This is a genomic window from Polymorphobacter sp. PAMC 29334 (genome assembly GCF_019431245.1).
GTDB lineage: Bacteria > Pseudomonadota > Alphaproteobacteria > Sphingomonadales > Sphingomonadaceae > Polymorphobacter_B > Polymorphobacter_B megasporae.
Genome location: NZ_CP080243.1, coordinates 1,705,539 through 1,724,297, shown reverse-complemented (window position 1 = coordinate 1,724,297; position 18,759 = coordinate 1,705,539). Strand labels below are relative to the sequence as shown.

Genomic DNA, 18,759 nt, shown 5'->3' with positions numbered 1-18,759 from the left:
GTCGCCACTGCGCGCCTGAGCGGGGGAGCGCGGCGCGGTCATCGTCTTATCGGTTTGCTGTCACGGCAAATCGAGTCACAAAGCCCTGGGCCGCGGAGCGACTCCCGCGGCCGGGGGACGACGATGACCGACGCCGCGCTGACCGTCTCGAAGCTGCGTAAATCGTTTTCGCGCGTCGCCGTCGACGACCTCGATCTCGTCGTCCGCGCCGGCGAACTCTACGCCTTGTTGGGCCCAAATGGCGCGGGGAAGACGACGACGCTTCGGATGGTCGCGGGGCTGCTCTCACCCGACTCGGGCGGCATCGATATTTTCGGGATCGACGCGCTTAGCGATCCGATCGCGGCGAAGCGCAGGGTCGCGTGGCTGCCCGACGATCCATTACTCTACGACAAGCTGAGCCCGCTCGAATATCTCGAGTTCGTCGCCGGATTATGGGGCATCGACCCCGGCCCTGCGGCGGTGAAAGCGGAGGAATTGCTCCGTTGGCTCGATCTGTGGAACCAGCGCGACGCACGCTGCGAAACCTTCTCGCGCGGGATGAAGCAGAAGACCGCGCTCGCCGGGGCATTGATCCACGATCCCGCGCTGCTCATCCTCGACGAGCCGTTGACCGGGCTCGACGCGGGCGCGGCGCGGCAGGTCAAGGACCTGCTCGTCGCGCGGGTCTCCGCCGGCGGCACGGTGATCCTGACGACGCACATCCTCGAGGTCGCCGAGCGGCTCGCCGACCGGATCGGCATCATCCGCGCAGGCCGCCTCGTCGCCGAAGGGACGCTCGAGGAGCTTCGCAGCCGCCGCGGCGACACCGGAGCCAGCCTCGAGGAAATGTTCATCGCGCTGGCGGGCGAATGAGGCCGGCGCCGGGCGGGTTTACGCGGCTCCTCAGCCATGAATTGCGCCTTGCGTTGCGCGGTACGGGAACGCGAACGAGCTGGTTCGCGCGTAACGTCCCGACGATCCTGCTCGCGACCGTGCCGACGATCGGCGGCGTGCTTCTCGCGTGGTCGCTGAGCGACGTCGGCCCGGTCTCCGAGCATATGCGCGTCGCGGTCCTCGGCTACCTCGGCGCGGCGGTGGTCGGACTCCTCATCTTGATGATGTCGACGGCGTCGATCGCAGTCTTGCGGACGTTCCACGAGCGCCAGGATCTCGACCTGCTGCTGTCGGCGCCGCTGCCGCCGGCCCGCGTGCTCGCGGTCAAGGCGATCGGCGTCATTTTCACCGTCGCCGCGCCGTTCCTGCTGTTCACCGCGCCATTCCTGATTACTTCTGCGATCCTCGGCCATCCGCGCTGGCTCGGCGGCCTCGTTATGATCGCGGTCGACGCGACAGTCGCGACGGCGATTTCGATCGGTTTGATCGGAGTGCTTTACGATGCCATCGGCGCGCGGCGGGCGCGGACGGTAGCGCAGCTGGGTGCGGCGGTGATGGGCGGGGCGATCTTCCTGCTCGCCATGCTCCAAAATGTCTCGCCGGCGCTGTCGCACAATCTTTCGCGCCTCGTCACGGCACCATGGCCGGCCCCGCTCGACTGGCCGGCGCGTGCCGTACTCGGCGAAAGCGGACCGTTGCTGGCGATGGCTGCGATCGCGCTGGGCGCGACGTGGATTGCGACACGGTCGGGCGCGCGGCATCTTGCGGCATCGAGCGACACCGGGGCTCGACACGTAGTCGCGCGCGACCGTCGTGTCCGCTTCGGCACCGGTCTCGCGCGGATCATCGTGACGAAGGAATTGCGGCTGATCGCGCGCGATCCCGAACTCATCACGCAGATCGCGCTGCGGCTAATCTACATGATCCCGCTGGCCGCGCTGGTCCTGCGCGACAAGCATGGCCTCGATGCGCCAGGGATCGCCGCTGCCGCGACCGCGTGCGCCGGGCTGCTCGCATCGTCGCTCGCGTGGATCATCGTCTGCGCCGAGGACGCGCCCGATCTTCTCGCTGCGGCACCGGTGGCACGCGCCGCGATCGAGCGCGCCAAGCTCGCTGCCGCCTGCCTGATACCGGCCGGAGTCGCGATCGTCGCCGCGCTCGCCATCGTGCAGGCTGCGCCATGGGCCGCGCTCGTCGTGCTCGTCATGGGTAGTGTCGCGGCGCTGACCGCCGCCTTGCTTCAGGCGTGGTTCGGCCGCCCCCAGCCACGTTCAGCCTTCCGTCGCCGCCAATCCGGGTCGTTCGTCGTCGGCCTCGGCGAGGTCGCCCTGGCGGGCGCGTGGGCCGGTACCGCCGCACTCGCCGCACGCGGATCGCTGTGGGCAATCGCCCCGGCGTTGCTCGGCGCAATGATCATGGCTGGGGCGGTCGAGGCACGGAGCGACCAACCTGCGTCATGACCCGCGATGTGCTTCGGCACGACCAGCAAAGATGCCGTTAAACAGGAACTTGAAGGTGGCGTAGGGCTGTCCGCGCTGCGTGACCTCGCCGCCGATCAGATAGACCCGGCCGCGACCGAGCGTGGCATCGACGATGCTCGCGTTGCCGTTCAACAACTTCTGGCCCCACGCCCAGCCCGACACGAGCGGGTCGTCGTTGTAATATCCGGCAACCTGCCGCGCCGTCGTCGCGCCGGACGTCAGGCTGAACACCGGATTGTTATTGTAGAACATGTTGACGGTTTCGGGGACGCCGTAGGCAAGCGGGTCGGCGACATCGACCTTTACCGTCACGATCGAGCCGGGAACGTAGAACTTGCTCGACGAAATCGGCTTGTCCTTGCCGTCGCCCCCGGCGGTGACGAGGATGTTCTTCACTGGCACGCCGAGCGCCGGGCCGATCCGCGACGCGTCGCCGACTGCGATCACCGTGCCCCCGGCCTTGGCGAAGCTGGCGATCGCCGGATAGGTACGCTCGGCGCTGATCCGGCCGAGCATTGCGCGGTACTCGACTGGGATATCTTCGGCCTTGGGCTGTTCGCGACCGCCGCCCTCCTCGCGTCCGAGGATGTCGCTCTGGAGGATCAGGACGTCATACTTACGGTCGAGGCGGCCTTTGTCGAGCTCCTGCGGGTAGACCCGGGTGTATGGAAATTCGAACTGGTCGAATAGCCAGCGGGTCCAGCCCGATGCCATCGACCCGCCATAGATATCGACCAGTCCGATCCGCGCGGGCTTGACCGCGATGGTGTCGCCCGCAGGCTTTGCAGCGACCGCGTAGGCGTCGATGCCGAGCGGGCCGACGCTCTGAGCTACGATCGCTTTCGCCCTCGCCGATGCCGGGATCCACAGCGCACCCGGCGCGAGGGTCGCGCCAGCAACGATCGTCGGCGACTTAAGCCAGAACACCGGCAGTCGCGCCTTGAGCAGCCGGTTGGACAAAGTGAAGCTGTTGTTCGTCGCATGGCTGACGACGAAGCCCGCAAGCCCCTCCCCGACAATGTGACCCGCGGGCGGTGCGTCGATCACGTCGGCGACAGCCGGAAACTTTGGCGCGAAGGTATCTAGAACGCGGTCGAAGCGGACGTTCATCTGCAGCGCCAGCGTGTAACCGGTGACGTCGTACGGCTTGATCGGCGGCCCGCCGGGATAGGCGAAGTCCTGCGGATGGTCCTGCGGCTCGAACATGTCGAGGACATGCGGCCGGAACGCCTGATCGGTCCGCACGACGAACGACCCGGCGGGATAGGTCACCCCGGCAAAGGTGAACGGCGCATCGGCGCGCTCGACCTCGATCCCGGTCTTGATCAACGCGTTGAGGAACTTGATCGTTGTCGGCATATCCGGCTGGCGGTCGCCCGGGATGATGTATGCCCGGGGCGCGCGCATCGCCGGGTCCTGCAGCACCGTCTGATACAAGCTCGCGGGAACGATATCGCGGCTGTTATACCCCGTCAGTCCATCGAGCGGGGTGCCCTTGTGCTCGGTCTTGATCGCCGCCGCCGCGGTCTTGAGCGCCTCGATCCGCTTCGGTGTCACGATCCAGCTATCGCTGCTGCCCTTCGCGATCTGGTTGCGGCCCATGACGTAGCGGTTGAACAGGACGGTCTCGCGATACCGCGACGCATAGTCGAGGATCGCGCGGTCCATTTCCTTCATGTAATCGAGCGACTGCTGGAAATGCCACTTTTGCGGCGCGATCGGCATCACCTCGTCCTCGCGCGCGAGCTGGTTCGCCGGCACAAGCGGCAGGTCGAACGGGGTCGGGTTGCCGATGATCTCGGTGAGGATGCCGATCTGGTTGTGGAAATAGCCGATCGTCCGGACGCCGCCGTTGAACCACGTCGAATATGGCGCGCCCGACCGCATCACCGACCCGCCCTTGCCCTGCGCGACGAGGCGCGCATGCATCATCTCGCCGACGATATCGGTCTGGTTGATCACCAGTGGCTCGTTGTTGAAATTATACGGATCGCGGAACGGCGGGATGAAGACGACGGCACCGAGCGGTCCAGTCTGGTGCTGATTGTAGAGGATCTGCGGAAACCAGTCGCGGTACGCCGCGCGGTTCATATTGGTCGTCTCGGGCTGGGTCGAGGCGAAGCTGTCGCGGTTGTCGTCGTGGCCGATGTACTTCTGGTACAGGATCGGGATCGTATCGCTGACCCGCTTCGCCTTATCGGCTGGGCGCATGTACCAGTTCGACACGAGCTCAAGCCCGTCGGGATTGGCGAAGACGAACAGCATGATGTCGTCGCCGAGCAGGCGCAGCGTCTCGGGATCGTTGCGAGTCAGCATCTCGTGGATGATCTCGATGTGCGACTGCGCGGGGACGACCTCGGTCGCGTGCAGCCCGGCGTCCATCCAGACGACCGAGCGTCCCTCGGCCGCCAATTTGTGCGCCTCGTCGTCGGTCATACCCTTGGCGAGCGCGAGCCGCCGCGAGATTTCGCGAAGCCGGTCCAAATTGCGGATGTTTTCGGGCGACGAGACGATCGCCATATATTGGTCGCGGCCCTCGGCGGTCTTGCCGATGCTGATGAGCTTGATGCGGTCGCTCTCGCCCGCGATCTGATGAAGCCACGCGCTGATCTGGGTGTAGTTGGCGAGGACATAGTCGGCGCCGGGCTCGAACTTCAGCAGTGCCGCGGGATTGGTGATCGTCGTCGCCGGAGCGTCGCTGGCATCGCCGGGAATGGCGATGATTGCTGCCAGTACCGCCGCAAAAAAACTGCCGCCCCGAAACCGCCGCATAAAACCCCTTCCCCACGCTTCGCTGTATCGAGTGAGCAGCGCAGCATTAGAGTGCGCGATTAGCGGCGCGATAGACAGTGTTTCGTTAACCTTCCGCAATCGCGGGAGAAATGCGCCAGCTCAGAGACCAGCGCTGATCATCTGGGCGACGACGGCGACCTGAGTCCGATTGCGGACGTTGAGCTTGCGCATCAGGATCGTCATGTGCGCCTTAACAGTGGCTTCGGCGACCCCGAGATCGAACGCGATCTGCTTGTTGAGCCGCCCTGAATGAACGCCGTCGAGAACCTTGCGCTGGGTCGGCGTCAGGTGAACACGGCCCGGCACGTCGCTATCGCGGGTCGCGCCAGAAGACGCCGCGCCGTCGGTCTGGATAGCTATCAAGTCGACTCTCCCCTCTTCGCGCGATCATCGACCACGCTCCATTTGTCGTCGGTTTGCACCGATCTCATTGCGTCGACATGAGTCGCGCCGTGCAGCAAGCGTAACTGAACTTGTTGGACAGACTCAAGCGGCAAACCCGTTTTCGGCGCAATAATCGCCACATTTTCCAGTTTTCGGTAGCGACCGTGGCAATGCTGTCATACTAGTCTAGCGAAACGATGGTGCGGCGCCAGTCTGTCTGGTGACAACGCGACACAGTCAGGGGGAGAGCTGAGTTGGGCATCGAAGCACATCGGTCGAGCCATTCGCGCGCCATTTCAAGCAGGCCGCGTCGTCTGAAGGTATCGGCGCCCGTGCGATGATCGTCGCCGACGCGCGGCTGATCGCTGCAGCCGTCACTGGCATCGCCTTGTCGGTGATCCTCGTCGTCCGGGGCCGGCTCCATCCATTCATCGCCTTGTTATGCGGCGCGTTTGCCGTCGGCCTGTTGTCGGGCATGCCGATCGCGGTAACCTCGAAGGCCGTGCAAAAGGGCGTCGGCGACATTCTTGGCGGGACCGGGCTGGTCGTCGCGCTCGGCCTCGCGCTCGGCGCGATGTTGCAGTTGTCGGACGGCGCCGGTGGCCTCGCCCGCGCCGCGCTCAAGGCGTCGGGGGTCGCCGGGGCACCGTTCGCCGCACTGATCGCCGGGCTCGTCATCGGGCTGCCGCTTTTCTTCGAAACCGGGCTGGTATTGCTGCTCCCGATCGTCGCCACTGCCGCCGCCGCGCTGCCCGCGAAGGGCCGGGGCGACGAAGCCAAGCTCTCGTTGATGCTGTGCGCAATCGCCGGTCTCGCGGTCGTCCACGCGCTGGTACCGCCGCATCCCGGTCCGCTGCTCGCGGTCGACGCGCTCCATGCGAACCTCGCGCGGACGATCGGCTACGGCCTGCTCGTCGGCATCCCGACCGCGATCATCGCCGGCCCGCTCCTGTCCAAGTTCACCGCACGCGGCGTCTCGATCGCGCCGCCGGTCCTTGCGGCGGCCAAGCTCGACGTTCCCGACCCCGGGGTCGGCCGCGCCTTGATCGTTATTCTGATGCCGGTGGTGTTGATCGCCGCGGGTCAGGTCGAGGCGCTGCTGCCGAAGTCGGTCGCCCCGAATTTCGCTTGGCTCAGTGTCGCCAGCAATCCCGTCCTCGCCTTGCTGATCGCCTGCCTCGCCGCACTCCCGCTGCTGTTCGGCCGCCGCCTGTTCGAGCGCGGGGTGCAGGACGCTGTGTGGGCGGAGGCGATGGTGCCGGCGGGGACGATCCTGCTCGCAATCGGTGCGGGCGGCGCGCTGAAGCAGGTGCTCGTCCAGGCGGGCATTTCAGACCTGCTCGCGCGCGTCGCCAGCCACGGCGCGCTGTCGCCGCTGCTCGTCGCATGGCTTGTCGCGGCGGCGATCCGGCTGTCGATCGGCTCGGCCACCGTCGCGACGATCACCACCGCCGGGATCATGCCGGCGCTGGTCATCAGCTCGGGGGTCTCGCCCGAATGGACCGTGCTCGCGATCGGCGCGGGGTCGGTCTTCTTCAGCCATGTCAACGACCCCGGCTTCTGGCTGGTGAAAAGCTACCTCGGCACCGACATGCCGGGGACGTTCCGCACGTGGTCACTGCTGGAAACCGCGGTGTCGGTCGTCGGACTGGTGTTCATCCTGGTTGCCAGTAGGTTCCTCTAGGCCGTGACGACAGACGGGAACCGGACATGACCGTGCAGCGGCTCGCCGACAAAGCCTATTCGGGGATCGTCGAGATCATCAAGGCAGACAGCCTCGATGTCGGCGACCGCCTGCCGTCGGAAGCGCGCCTTGCCGAGCTGTTCGGCATTTCGCGGACGATGGTCCGCGAGGCGCTGGTGCGGCTGGCTTCGGATGGTATCACCGAAGCGCGGCGCGGTGCCGGATCGTTCGTCAAGAGCCGCCCGTCGGACCGGCTGATGACGTACCTGCCGATGTCCGAACTGTCTTCGACGCTCGGCAGCTATGAGGTTCGCTTCGTCCTCGAGGCGGAGGCGGCACGGCTCGCGGCGGCGCGCCGGTCGACCGAGGAGATGGCGGAGATCCAGTTTGCCCTCGACCGATTACGCGAGGCGATGCTGTCGAACGAGCCCGCCGACGCCGAGGACATGGAATTGCACCGCCGCATCGTCGCCGCGACCGCCAATCCCGCGTTCGGCCTCGCCTTCGACGCGCTGACCGGCGACATCGAACGCGTCATGCGCGCCGGGGTCGACATTTCGCGCTCGCGCCCGCCGCACGTCCTCGGCGCGATGCTGCGCGAGCATGAGATGATCGTCGAGGCGATCCGGGCGCAGGATTGCGACGGGGCCGCGCTGGCGATGCGCTGGCACCTCTCGGAGGGGCGCAAGCGCCTGATGCCGAGCGAGCTTTAGTAATTGCCGGGGGCTGGCTTCGCCCCTCCACCGGGGCGAAGCCAGCCCCCGTCCGACAGCCAGTCGGCAAGCCGGTCGGGCCAATGCGCGACCCCGAGCCGTTCCGAATGCATCCCGACGTTGAACGCGTGATCGGTGTCGGCGAACAGGTGCAACTCGACCGACACGCCCGCCGTGCGAAGCTGCTGATACAGGGTCAGCACCGGCACCGCGCAGCATTGGTCGAGCGTCCCCGCGACGAGGAACGCGGGCGGCGCACCGACAGCGGCGGTCGCGGGAATGCCGAGCGGTCCGGGATAGACCAGCACCTGGAAATCGGGTCGGGCACTGAGGCGATCGATCGTGTCGGCATTCGCCGGTGTCGGCGGTGCGGGTGCGTCGGCGACCATCGACACCAGTTCACCGCCCGCCGAAAACCCCATCAGCCCGACCCGGTGGGGATCGACGCCGTACTCCGCGGCATGGGCGCGGACCCAGCGAACTGCACGGCGCGCATCGGCGGCGGCATCGCGCGCAATGTCGTAATTCGACCCGGCTTCGCGGGCGAGGCGATACGTGAGCACGAACGCGGTGACGCCGAAGCGATTGAGCATCCGCGCCGGCATCACGCCCTCGTTGACCCAGACGAGCATTCGGTGCCCGCCGCCCGGAACGACGATAACCGCCGCACCATTGGCGTGTGCGGGATCGGCGCGGAACACCGTCAGCGACGGCTGGTGGACGTTGCGGACGTAAGTGTTCTCGACGATCTCGGGTTCGGCGCGGCGCTCCTCCGAACCCGGCGCGCCTTGCGGCCACAGCGCGACGGTCGGCGGCCCCGGCGGAGTCTGCGCTTCGGTCCGTCCGGCAACCGCGAGCAGAACCGCGATCAAGATGCATTTGATCGTCATCGACGGGTTCCGTTCGGGGGCATGGCAAGCGGGCGCTCGAGCCAGTCGAGCGCGGTTCGTGCGAGCAGGTCCGGCGGCGTGCCGGTGTCGAGGGTCAGCGCCGCCTCGTCCGCTCCCGGTCGTTCGAGCGTGGCGAGCTGGCTCGCAAGCAGGCTCGGCGGCATGTAGTGACCCGCGCGTTCGGTCAGCCGTTCACGCAGTGTGTCGGCGTCGGCATCGAGCAGCACGAACCGCGTCGGCACCGTGACGCATCCCGCGAGCCGGTCGCGATAGACGCGCTTGAGCGCCGAGCATGCGACGACGACGACGCCGATCGCCGATACCTCGCGCGCCAGCGCTGCGCCGACGCGATCGAGCCACGGCCAGCGCTCGCGGTCGCCGAGCGGTTGCCCCGACCGCATCATCGCGATCGCCGCAGCGTCGTGGAAGGTGTCGCCCTCGACGAACCGGCACCCCAGCCGCGCGGCGAGCATCGCCCCCAAGGTCGACTTGCCGCTCCCGCTGACGCCCATGACAACGATCGCCATCGACGCAATACCGTTGCGCTCGACCGACGGCAGTACGCTGCTCCCCCCGGTTCCGGCCAGACGCTGTCGATCAACCTCACCCATAACGGGGCGAGCCTATCGGCTGCGGCGAGCGCGACGGGAACTACGACCTTGGTCGCGGATGCCGATAGTTGAATTATTCCCTAATCGAGCCGGATCGACGCTTTCCGGCAAGACGGCAGCGACGGGGGGATTGCATGAAGGCAGCGTGGTTGGCGATGACAGCGGTGCTTCTGGGTTCGCCCCAGATCGCCGGGGCCGCGTCTGCCAAATCGACGTTCGCCACGATGCCCGCCGATCCGCGCGCGGTCACCGTTCACGGCGTTGGCAATGGCCGCGCCGATGACACCGACGCCGTGCAATCCGCGCTCGACGCCGCGCCCGACAAGACCGGACACGGCATCGTCTTCCTGCCCTCGGGCCGCTACCGGCTGAGCCGCACGCTGCTTGTTCCCGCCGGTGTGCGCATCTTCGGCGTCGGCAAGACCCGCCCAGTCCTGCTGCTCGGCGACAACACCCCCGGCTTCCAGTCGGGCCTTGCGATGATGATTGTCTTCACCGGGAGCGACCAATATCAGGTCGGCAAGATCCCGGTGCCGGTCCCCAATGTCGTTCCCTCGGGCAAGCTCGTCCGCGATGCCAATTCGGGCACCTTTTATTCGGCGATGAGCAACGTCGACATCGAGCTCGGGCAAGGCAATCCCGCCGCTGCGGCGATCCGCTTCCGCCTCGCCCAGCACGGCTTCCTCAGCCACATGGACTTCCGCCTCGGGTCGGGGTTTGCCGGGGTATACCAGGCCGGCAACGAGATGGAGGACATCCATTTCCACGGCGGCCGCTACGGCATCGTCAGCGAGAAGACCTCGCCCGCGTGGCAGTTCACGCTGATCGATTCGAGCTTCGATGGCCAGCGCGACGCCGCGATCCGCGAGCATGAAGTCGACCTGACGCTGGTAAACGTCGCGATCCGCAACACGCCGGTCGGCATCGACATCGACGAAGGCTATAGCGATTCCCTGTGGGGTAAGGACGTCCGCTTCGAGAACGTCTCGCGCGCCGCCGTCATCATCTCGAGCGAGCAAAGTCCGTTCACCCAGATCGGCTTCGACAACGCCGTCGCCCACAACACCCCCGTCTTCGCGCGCTTCCGCGAGAGCGGGCGGACGGTGGCGGGGGCTGGTCCAGCCTACCGCGTCGCCAGCTTCAATCATGGCTTTGCGGTTCCGGGCCTCGGCCAGGTCGGCGTCCCCGCAACGACGAGCACGATCACCCCGCTGGCGAAGCTGCCCGCCCTACGCACCTCCGCAATCCGCTCGCTGCCGCCCGTCGCCGAGTGGACCGACGTCCGCTCGCTCGGAGTGAAGGGCGACGGCCTCACCGATGACACCGCCACGCTCCAGCGCGCGATCGACGGCCACCGCGTCCTGTATTTCCCAGTGGGCTTCTACATGGTGACCGGAACGCTCAACCTGCGCCCCGATACCGTCCTACTCGGGCTCCACCCGGCGATTACCCAGCTCGTCATTCCCGACAACGACCCGGGTCACGCCGGGATCGGGACGGTCGTGCCGATCCTCGCCGCACCGTCGGGCGGGCGGAACATCGTCTCGGGGCTCGGCCTGTTCACCGGGCGGGTCAACCCACGCGCCAATGCGATCGTGTGGAAAGCGGGCGCCGACTCGCTGATCGACGACGTCAAGATCATGGGCGGCGGCGGCACCCCGACCGCCGACGGCAAGCCGCTCGGGACACTTAGCGCGCAAAGCGGCGATCCGGTCGCCGACAGTCGCTTCGACGCACAGTATCCGAGTATCTGGGTCGCCGACGGCGGCGGCGGCACCTTCGCCGCAATCTGGTCGCCAAACACCTTCGCGACGGCGGGTTTCTACGTAACCAACACCAAGACGCCGAGCCACGTCTACGAGCTGTCGAATGAGCACCACGTTCGCAACGAGATCGTCCTCGACGGCGTCGAAAATTGGGAGTTCCTGGCGCCGCAGACCGAGCAGGAAGTCCCCGAGGGCATGGACGCGGTCTCCTTCGAGATTCGCAACTCGCACAACATCCTGCTCGCCAATTACCACGCCTACCGCGTCACGCGCACCTTCCACCCCGCCGTCACTGCGGTGAAGCTGTTGAATTCGAGCGGTATTCGCTTCCGCAATGTCCACATCAACGCCGAGAGCGGCTTTTCGACGTGCGATGACATCGGCTGCGGCACCTATGCCCGCGCGAGTAAATTCCCGTTCGAGAATGCGATCGAGGACAAGACGCATCACCTCGAGATGCGCGAGCGTGAGTTCGCCACGCTCGACATCCCCGCCGACCCCGCCGCGGTCGTTCCGGCGACGCTCCCGGGCGCGGGGCCGGTTCAAAAGCTCGAGGGCGGCTTCTGGTCGATCTCGGGCGGCGCGGTCGATGCGAGCGGCGCGCTGTACTTCGTCGAACATCGCTTCCAGCGCATCTACCGCTGGACCAGCGCCCGTGGTCTCGAAGTCGTGCGCGACAATGCGCTCGATCCGGTCAACCTCGCGGTCGACCGCTCGGGGCATCTGCTCGTGCAATCGTCGTTCGGGCCGCAGGGCACCGTCTACAGCTTCGATCCTGCCGCGCCGAAGCAGGAGCTGACGTTGATCCCGGCGACACCGATCGCACCATCCGACGGGGCAACGACGCTGCTTCCGGTCAACTGGTGGAACAACGGCGAGTTTCGCGACCAGTTCGATCCCGCGACCGGCCACTTCACCACGCTCGCCGAGATGTTTGCGCGCGATGCCGGGACCGCCAAACCGCTCGAATATCGCTCGCCCGACGGCAGCCTCGCCCTCCCCGCTTTCCGCGTCTGGCAGCAAGGCTCCCCCGATCACGTCGGCTGGCGCTTCTCCGACACGCTCGACGCCTATGGCTTCGCGCGCGGACGCGTCGGTGACCGCGTCCTCGTCAGCAACGAATCCGAGGCGCGAACCTATTCCGCCGCGGTCGGCGCAGGCGGTGCGCTCAGCGACCTCAAGGTCTTCGCCGAACGCGGCGGCGAGAGCGTGACGACCGACGGCGCGGGCCGGGTGCTCATCGCGAACGGCCAGGTGTTCGCCTACGACGCCGTGGGCAAGCCGCTCGGCCGGATCGACGTGCCCGAACGCCCGCTCCAGCTTCTGCTCGGCGGCCCGGACAAGCGCACGCTGTTCATCCTGACGCATCACACACTCTACGCGGCACAACTGTAACAAAACAAACGGGGAGACTAAAATGGGCGGACTTCACACGGCACATCGGGCGCGGCTGCTGGCATCGGTCGGGGCGGCGTTCGCGGTCGGTCTCGCGCTTCCGGCGCAGGCGCAGCAGGCACCCGCGCCTGCCGCCGTCGCTCCGGCGACCCCCGATGACGCGACGACCAACGCCGGCGACATCGTCGTCACCGGCTCGCGCATCACCACCAGCGGCTTCACCGCACCGACCCCGACCACAGTCATCGGGGCGGCCGAAATCGCGCGCAATGCCGAGCCGAACATCTTCACGACGATCGCGCAATTGCCCTCGCTGCAGGGGTCGAGCGGCGTCACCACCGGGACCAACAGCACCTCGAGCGGCCAGCAGGGCCTCAGCTCGTTCTCGCTGCGCGGCCTTGGCACAATCCGCACGCTGACGCTGCTCGACGGCCAGCGCGTCGTCGGCGCGAACGTCACCGGAGTCCCCGACATCAGCCTGTTCCCGCAGCTTCTGATCAAGCGCGTCGACGTCGTCACCGGCGGTGCCTCGGCGTCGTACGGATCGGACGCGGTCGGCGGCGTCGTCAACTTCATCACCGACAAACATTTCGAAGGCTTCAAGGCCAACGTCCAGGGCGGCATCACGACCTATGGCGACAACAAGCAGGGGCTGATTCAGGCCGCCGCCGGGCGTTCGTTCTTCGACAATCGCCTCCATGTCGAGGTCAGCGGCGAGTACGACCATGAGGACGGCGTCGCGGCGGGGGGCTTTGGCGAACAGCTCGCGGCAGGCCGCACGTGGTATCGCACGACGACCTTCGTCAATCGCGGGATCACCAACGACGGCTCGCCGCAATATCTCGTCCGCGACCACGCGCAGGCGTATCAATACACCAAATTCGGCCTGATCAGTTCGGGGCCGCTGCAGGGCACCGCGTTCGACGTCAACGGAAAGCCTTTCACCTTCAACTACGGCTCGGGTGGCGTGCCGTCCCAGACCGGCCCCGTTTCGGGCTGCTACACCTCGGGCGGCTTCTGCGTCGGCGGCGACCTGTCGGGCAACGTCGGCATCGGTACGACGCTCCAGTCGCGGCTCGACCGCTACAATGGCTATGGCCGCGTCGGCTTCGACCTCGACCCCGACAACGAGGTCTATGCGACGGTCAACGTCGCGCAGGTCGACACGATGAACCAGCCCAACCCCGGCGCGACCAAGTCGGGGCTGACGCTGCAATGTTCGAACCCCTTCGTTCCCGCGTCGATCCTGGCGGCGTGCGCGACCGCAGGGATCACGCAGTTCCAGTTCGGCACCAGCAACGGTGAGCTGCCGAAGAACATCACCGTCTATCCGACCCGCAAGCAGTACCGCGGCGTGCTCGGTGCCGACGGCAAGGTGCAAGTCTTCGGCACGAGCTGGACCTACGACGCCTCGTTCGAGCACGGCGAGAATATCACCGACATCAACGTCAAGAACATCACGCTGACACCCCGCTACAACGCCGCGATCCAGGCGATCACGCTCAACGGCCAGATCGTCTGCGCCGACCCCGTCGCGCGGGCCAACGGCTGCGTCCCGATCGACATCATCGGCGGCACCGCCCCGAGCGCCGCAGCGCTCCAGTATATCGAGCCCGGCAACGGCCCGTTCCAGCACACCCGCCAGACGCAGGACGCGGCGAGCTTCAGCTTCAGCGGCTCTCCGCTCAGCCTCTGGGCGGGTCCGGTGTCGATTGCCGCCGGTGCCGAATACCGCAACGAATATTACAAGGTCATCGGCGATCCCTACGGCAACGGCGTCGCTCCGCAGAGCCAGTATAGCGCCAATTACCCCGCCGATCCGTTGCTCTCGACCAACGGTGCCAACTGGTATGCCGGCAATTACCACAACGGCACCGGCAGCTATCACGTCGCCGAGGGCTTCGTTGAGGTCAATTTGCCGTTCCTCAAGTCGGACAAGCTCGGCAGCGCCAACCTCGACGTCGCCGGTCGCGTGACGAACTACAGCACCTCCGGAACGGTCTATACGTGGAAGGTCGGCGGCACGTGGGACACGCCGATCGAGGGCATCCGCCTGCGCGCAGTCACCTCGCGCGACGTCCGCGCGCCGAACCTGTCGGAACTGTTCGCCGCCCCGATCACGACGACGCTGCCGAACTTCACCAACCCCGACCCCAACCGCCCCGCCGGCGTCCCCGCGACGCTAACGGTCCTGCAGAACGCGATCGGCAATACCGCGCTCAAGCCAGAAATCGCGCGTAACACGACCGCGGGCATCGTGCTGTCGCGGCCAAGCTGGCTGCCGGGGTTCAGCGCATCGTTCGATTACTACAGGATCAAGGTCAACGGCGTCATCTCGACCCTCGGCGCGCAGCAGGAGGTCAACCTCTGCTACAGCGGCATCACCTCGCTGTGCGGTGCCTTCAACCTCGCGCCGACGAGCGGCACGCCGTTCGTCAACCTCCAGGCGTTCAACCTCGCCTCGATCTTCACCGACGGCTTCGACATCGAGGCGAGCTACCAGTTCCACGCCGACAAAATCGGCGTACCGGGAGACTTCGTCCTGCGCGGGCTGGCGACCAACGTGAAGAACTTCATCACCGATCCGGGCGTGCCCGGGACGATCCCGATCCAGAGCGCCGGGGTCAACGCCGGCAACACGCCGTCGTGGAAGGTGCTGCTGACCGAAGGCTGGAGCACCGACCGCTTCAGCTTCAACCTCCAGCAGCGCTGGTTCAGCGACGGCGTCTATGCGCAGGAATATGTCGTGTGCAGCGCGGGCACCTGCCCGGTCGGCCGGACCGCGCTGCAGAACACGCAGCATCCGACGATCGACAACAACTTCATGCCCGGCGCTTTCTATCTCGACGTCGGCGGATCGTACAACCTGACCAAGAAGTTCACCGCCTACTTCAAGATCGACAACGTGCTCGACCGCGACCCGACGCCGTCGCCGCAGACCAACACCGGCATCGATATCAATCAGGCGCTCTACGACACGCTCGGGCGGCTGTTTCGCGTCGGGGTACGGTACAATTTCTAACGGCGTGCGCTTTGTGTGCGGGTACGCGTGCGGCGACTTTTTCCCTGAAGACTCCGTCCCGGCCGCAAGGCCGGGACGCCTTTTTTCCGGCCGTCGCCGCAAGGAACGCCCTGCATGATCAAGACCGCGCTTGTCCTCGCCCTCGCCGCCGCCCCGACAGCGGCGATCGCCGGGCCGTCGGTGTTCCAGACCGCCCCCGACGATGCGCGTGCGGTCACCGTCGCCGGTCGCGGGGACGGGCGTGCGGATGACGGCGCGGCGCTCCAGAGCGCGATCGACAGCGCCGCGGCGAAGGGCGGTGGCGGGATCGTCTTCGTGCCCTCGGGCCGGTATCGCATCACTCGCACGATCTTCCTGTGGCCCGGCGTTCGCGTGTTCGGCGTCGGCGCGACACGGCCGGTGATTGTCCTCGGAGACAAAACGCCGGGATTCCAGCGCGGTATCGCCAACATGCTATTCTTCGCCGGTGCGCGGCGCGGCGAGGTCAAGCGCGTCGCCTTCCCGCCCCCCGGCAGCGTCCCGTTCGATCCCGGCATCGCCGACGCGACCCCAAGCACCTTCTATTCGGCGCTGAGCAACGTCGATTTCGCGATCGGCAAGGGCAATACGGCGGCGACCGCGATCCGCTTCCACGCCGCACAGCACGCGTATCTCAGCCACATCGACTTCGATCTCGGCTCGGGCCTCGCCGGCATCTACCAGGTCGCCAACCTCGCCAGCGATCTCCATTTTCGCGGCGGGCGCTACGGCATCCTGACCGAGAACACCTCGCCCGCGTGGCAGTTCACCCTGCTCGACTCGACGTTCGATGGCCAGCGCGACGCGGCGATCCGCGAGCATCAGGCGGGGCTGACTTTGGTCAACGTCGCGATCCGCAACGTGCCGGTCGGGATCGACATCGACGCCGGCTACAACGACTGGCTGTGGGGCAAGAACGTCCGCTTCGACCGCATCGCCCGCGCCGGTGTCGTCATTTCGAACGAGGCGAGCGCGTACACCCAGATCGGCATCGAGAACGCCGTCGCCACCGCCACGCCGGTGTTCGCAAGCTTCCGCGACAGCGGCAAGACCGTGCCCGGGAAAGGCGCGAGCTACCGCGTCGCCGCGTTCAACCACGGTCTCGCGGTACCGAGCCTCGGGGAGATGGGCAAGATCGCGACGGTGATGACCGCCGACCCGCTGGCCTCAGCGCCGCCAGCGGTGCCCCCCGCCCTGCCCTCGCTACCGGCGACCGGCGAGTGGACCAACGTCCGCACGCTCGGGGCGAAGGGCGATAATGCGACCGACGACACCGCCGCGCTCCAGAAGGCGATCGACAGCCACCGCGTGCTGTATTTCCCGGCGGGCCGCTATGTCGTCAGCGAGACGCTGCGGCTCAAGCCCGACACCGTGCTGATCGGCCTTCATCCCAGCCTGACCCAGATCGTGCTGCCCGACCATACCCCGGCGTATCAGGGAGTCGGCGCGGCGAAAGCGGTGATCGCTTCGGCCGCTGGCGGCAACGCGATCGTCTCAGGGCTCGGCATCGCCACCGGGGGCATCAATGCGCGCGCGACCGGACTGCTCTGGACCGCAGGAGCGGGATCGCTGGTCGAGGACGTCAAGTTCCAGGGCGGCCACGGCACCGACCTGCCCGACGGCACCCGCGCCGATCCGTACAACGCCAACCACAGCGGCGACCCCGACCCCATGAAGCGCTGGGACGCGCAATATCCGAGCCTGTGGGTGACGCGCGGCGGCGGCGGGACCTTCTCGAACATCTGGTCGCCCAACACCTACGCGCAGTCGGGCATGTACGTGTCCGACACGACGACGCCGGGTCATGTCTACGAGCTGTCGAGCGAGCATCACGTCCGCACCGAGATCGTTCTCGACCGCGTCGCCAATTGGGAATTGCTCGCCCCGCAGACCGAGGAGGAGTCGGGCGAGGGGCAGGATACGGTATCGCTCGAGATCCAGGACTCGCACGATATCCTCGTCGCGAACTACCACGCCTATCGCGTCACGCGGACGGTCAAGCCCGCGGCGAGCGCGGTGAAGCTCTACAACTCCGCCGCCGTCCACTTCCGCAATGTCCATGTGAACGCCGAGAGCGGGATCGGCCTGTGCGACGACGAAGGCTGCGCGACCTATCTCCGCGCGAGCAAATTCCCGTACAGCGATGCGATTCAAGACGTGACCCACGGCCTTGGGGTGCGCGAGCGCGAGTTCGCCACTCTCGACGTCCCCGCCGCGCCAGCCGCGGTGACGCCGTCGATCTACCCGGCCGGCGCGAAGCTCGATAAGCTCGCCGATGGCTTCTACTCGATTTCGGGAGCCGCCGCCGCGCCCGACGGGACGCTCTACTTCGTCGATCACCGCCAGCAGCGCATCTACGGCTGGTCGGACGCGCGCAAGCTGACGATCGTCCAGCAGAGCCCGCTCGATCCGGTCAATCTTGCCGTCGCGCGCTCGGGCGACCTGCTGGTGCTGTCGTCGGACGGGCACGCGGGGAGCGTCTACAGCTTCAAGCCCGGCGGGCCGGACGGGGCGATCACGGTCATCGCAGCGAGCGACGCGACCGTTCCGGCGGGGGCGCGAACGCTGCTCCCGGTCAACACGTGGACCAACGGCGAGTTCAAGGACCAGATCGACCCGCAAACCCTGCGCTTCCCGACGCTCGCCGCGATGTTCACGCGCGACATGGCCGTGGCCAAGCTGCGCCACTACGTCTCGCCCGATGGCAGCCTGATGCTCCCGGCGTATCGCGCGATCCGTCAGGGACCCGACGATTTCCGCGGCTGGCGCTTCTCGGATTCGCTCGACACTTACGGCTTCGCCGCCGAGCCGGGGGCCCGTGTCTTCGTCACGAACGGATCGGAGGACCGGACCTATAGCGCCACGGTGGGGCAAAACGGGGTCGTGACCAACCTCCGCCCCTTCGCCGACCGGGGCGGCGAGAGCGTCGTCGCGGGCAAGGATGGGCGCGTCTACGTCGCCAACGGGCAGGTGTTCGTCTACGACAGCGACGGCCGCGAGATCGGGCGGATCGACGTCCCCGACCGCCCGCTCCAGCTCGTCTTCGGCGGCAAGGACAATGCGACGCTGTTCATCCTGACCCACCACGCGCTCTACGGCCTCCGCCCGGCAGCGCCGTGACCGGGG

At 67.0% G+C, this 18,759-nt stretch carries 11 protein-coding genes; 7 read left to right on the top strand and 4 right to left on the bottom strand.

The features are described from left to right. Window positions 1–123 precede the first annotated feature (123 nt). Window positions 124–855: an ABC transporter ATP-binding protein gene (locus KZX46_RS12055; protein ID WP_219776770.1), complete on the top strand. Its 732-nt coding sequence runs from the start codon at window positions 124–126 to the stop codon at window positions 853–855. Then, complete coding sequence (locus KZX46_RS12050; protein ID WP_219776769.1) at window positions 852–2,336, top strand: hypothetical protein; 1,485 nt, start codon at window positions 852–854, stop codon at window positions 2,334–2,336. Before KZX46_RS12055 ends, KZX46_RS12050 begins: the two co-directional genes overlap by 4 nt. Here the strand turns inward: KZX46_RS12050 and KZX46_RS12045 are convergent. Beyond that, window positions 2,331–5,129 carry a M14 metallopeptidase family protein gene (locus KZX46_RS12045; protein ID WP_219776768.1) on the bottom strand — a complete coding sequence of 933 codons (2,799 nt, stop codon included), beginning with the start codon at window positions 5,127–5,129 and terminating at the stop codon, window positions 2,331–2,333. The two genes, KZX46_RS12050 and KZX46_RS12045, sit on opposite strands and share 6 nt — an antisense overlap. Window positions 5,130–5,249: 120 nt before the next feature. Next, window positions 5,250–5,456, bottom strand: coding sequence for a helix-turn-helix transcriptional regulator (locus KZX46_RS12040; RefSeq protein ID WP_219776975.1), 207 nt, complete (start codon window positions 5,454–5,456; stop codon window positions 5,250–5,252). A gap of 415 nt (window positions 5,457–5,871) precedes the next feature. On the opposite strand from KZX46_RS12040, the gene KZX46_RS12035 reads away from it, so the two are divergent. Together KZX46_RS12035 and KZX46_RS12030 are read left to right on the top strand one after the other, a co-directional pair. After that, complete coding sequence (locus tag KZX46_RS12035) at window positions 5,872–7,218, top strand: gluconate:H+ symporter (RefSeq protein WP_219776767.1); 1,347 nt, start codon at window positions 5,872–5,874, stop codon at window positions 7,216–7,218. Window positions 7,219–7,244: 26 nt separating this feature from the next. Further along, complete coding sequence (locus KZX46_RS12030; RefSeq protein WP_216708743.1) at window positions 7,245–7,931, top strand: FadR/GntR family transcriptional regulator; 687 nt, start codon at window positions 7,245–7,247, stop codon at window positions 7,929–7,931. Here KZX46_RS12030 and KZX46_RS12025 read toward each other — a convergent pair. Then, window positions 7,928–8,821 (bottom strand): alpha/beta hydrolase, encoded by an 894-nt coding sequence (locus tag KZX46_RS12025; RefSeq protein WP_219776766.1) that lies wholly within the window; start codon window positions 8,819–8,821, stop codon window positions 7,928–7,930. The two genes, KZX46_RS12030 and KZX46_RS12025, sit on opposite strands and share 4 nt — an antisense overlap. After that, the gene (locus KZX46_RS12020; protein WP_219776974.1) at window positions 8,818–9,348 is read right to left on the bottom strand and encodes a gluconokinase; all 531 of its coding nucleotides are present in this window, start codon (window positions 9,346–9,348) and stop codon (window positions 8,818–8,820) included. Before KZX46_RS12020 ends, KZX46_RS12025 begins: the two co-directional genes overlap by 4 nt. Window positions 9,349–9,566: 218 nt before the next feature. Between KZX46_RS12020 and KZX46_RS12015 the strand changes: the two genes are divergently transcribed. From KZX46_RS12015 to KZX46_RS12005, 3 genes are all read left to right on the top strand, one after another. Then, the gene (locus KZX46_RS12015) at window positions 9,567–12,593 is read left to right on the top strand and encodes a glycosyl hydrolase family 28-related protein (RefSeq protein ID WP_219776765.1); all 3,027 of its coding nucleotides are present in this window, start codon (window positions 9,567–9,569) and stop codon (window positions 12,591–12,593) included. 22 nt (window positions 12,594–12,615) lie between these two features. After that, window positions 12,616–15,615, top strand: a complete 3,000-nt coding sequence (locus KZX46_RS12010; RefSeq protein ID WP_219776764.1) for a TonB-dependent siderophore receptor — start codon at window positions 12,616–12,618, stop codon at window positions 15,613–15,615. A 114-nt stretch (window positions 15,616–15,729) separates the two neighbouring features. Continuing rightward, a complete protein-coding gene (locus tag KZX46_RS12005) occupies window positions 15,730–18,753 on the top strand; it encodes a glycosyl hydrolase family 28-related protein (protein WP_219776763.1) in 3,024 nt (1,007 codons plus the stop codon). Window positions 18,754–18,759: the final 6 nt, after the last annotated feature.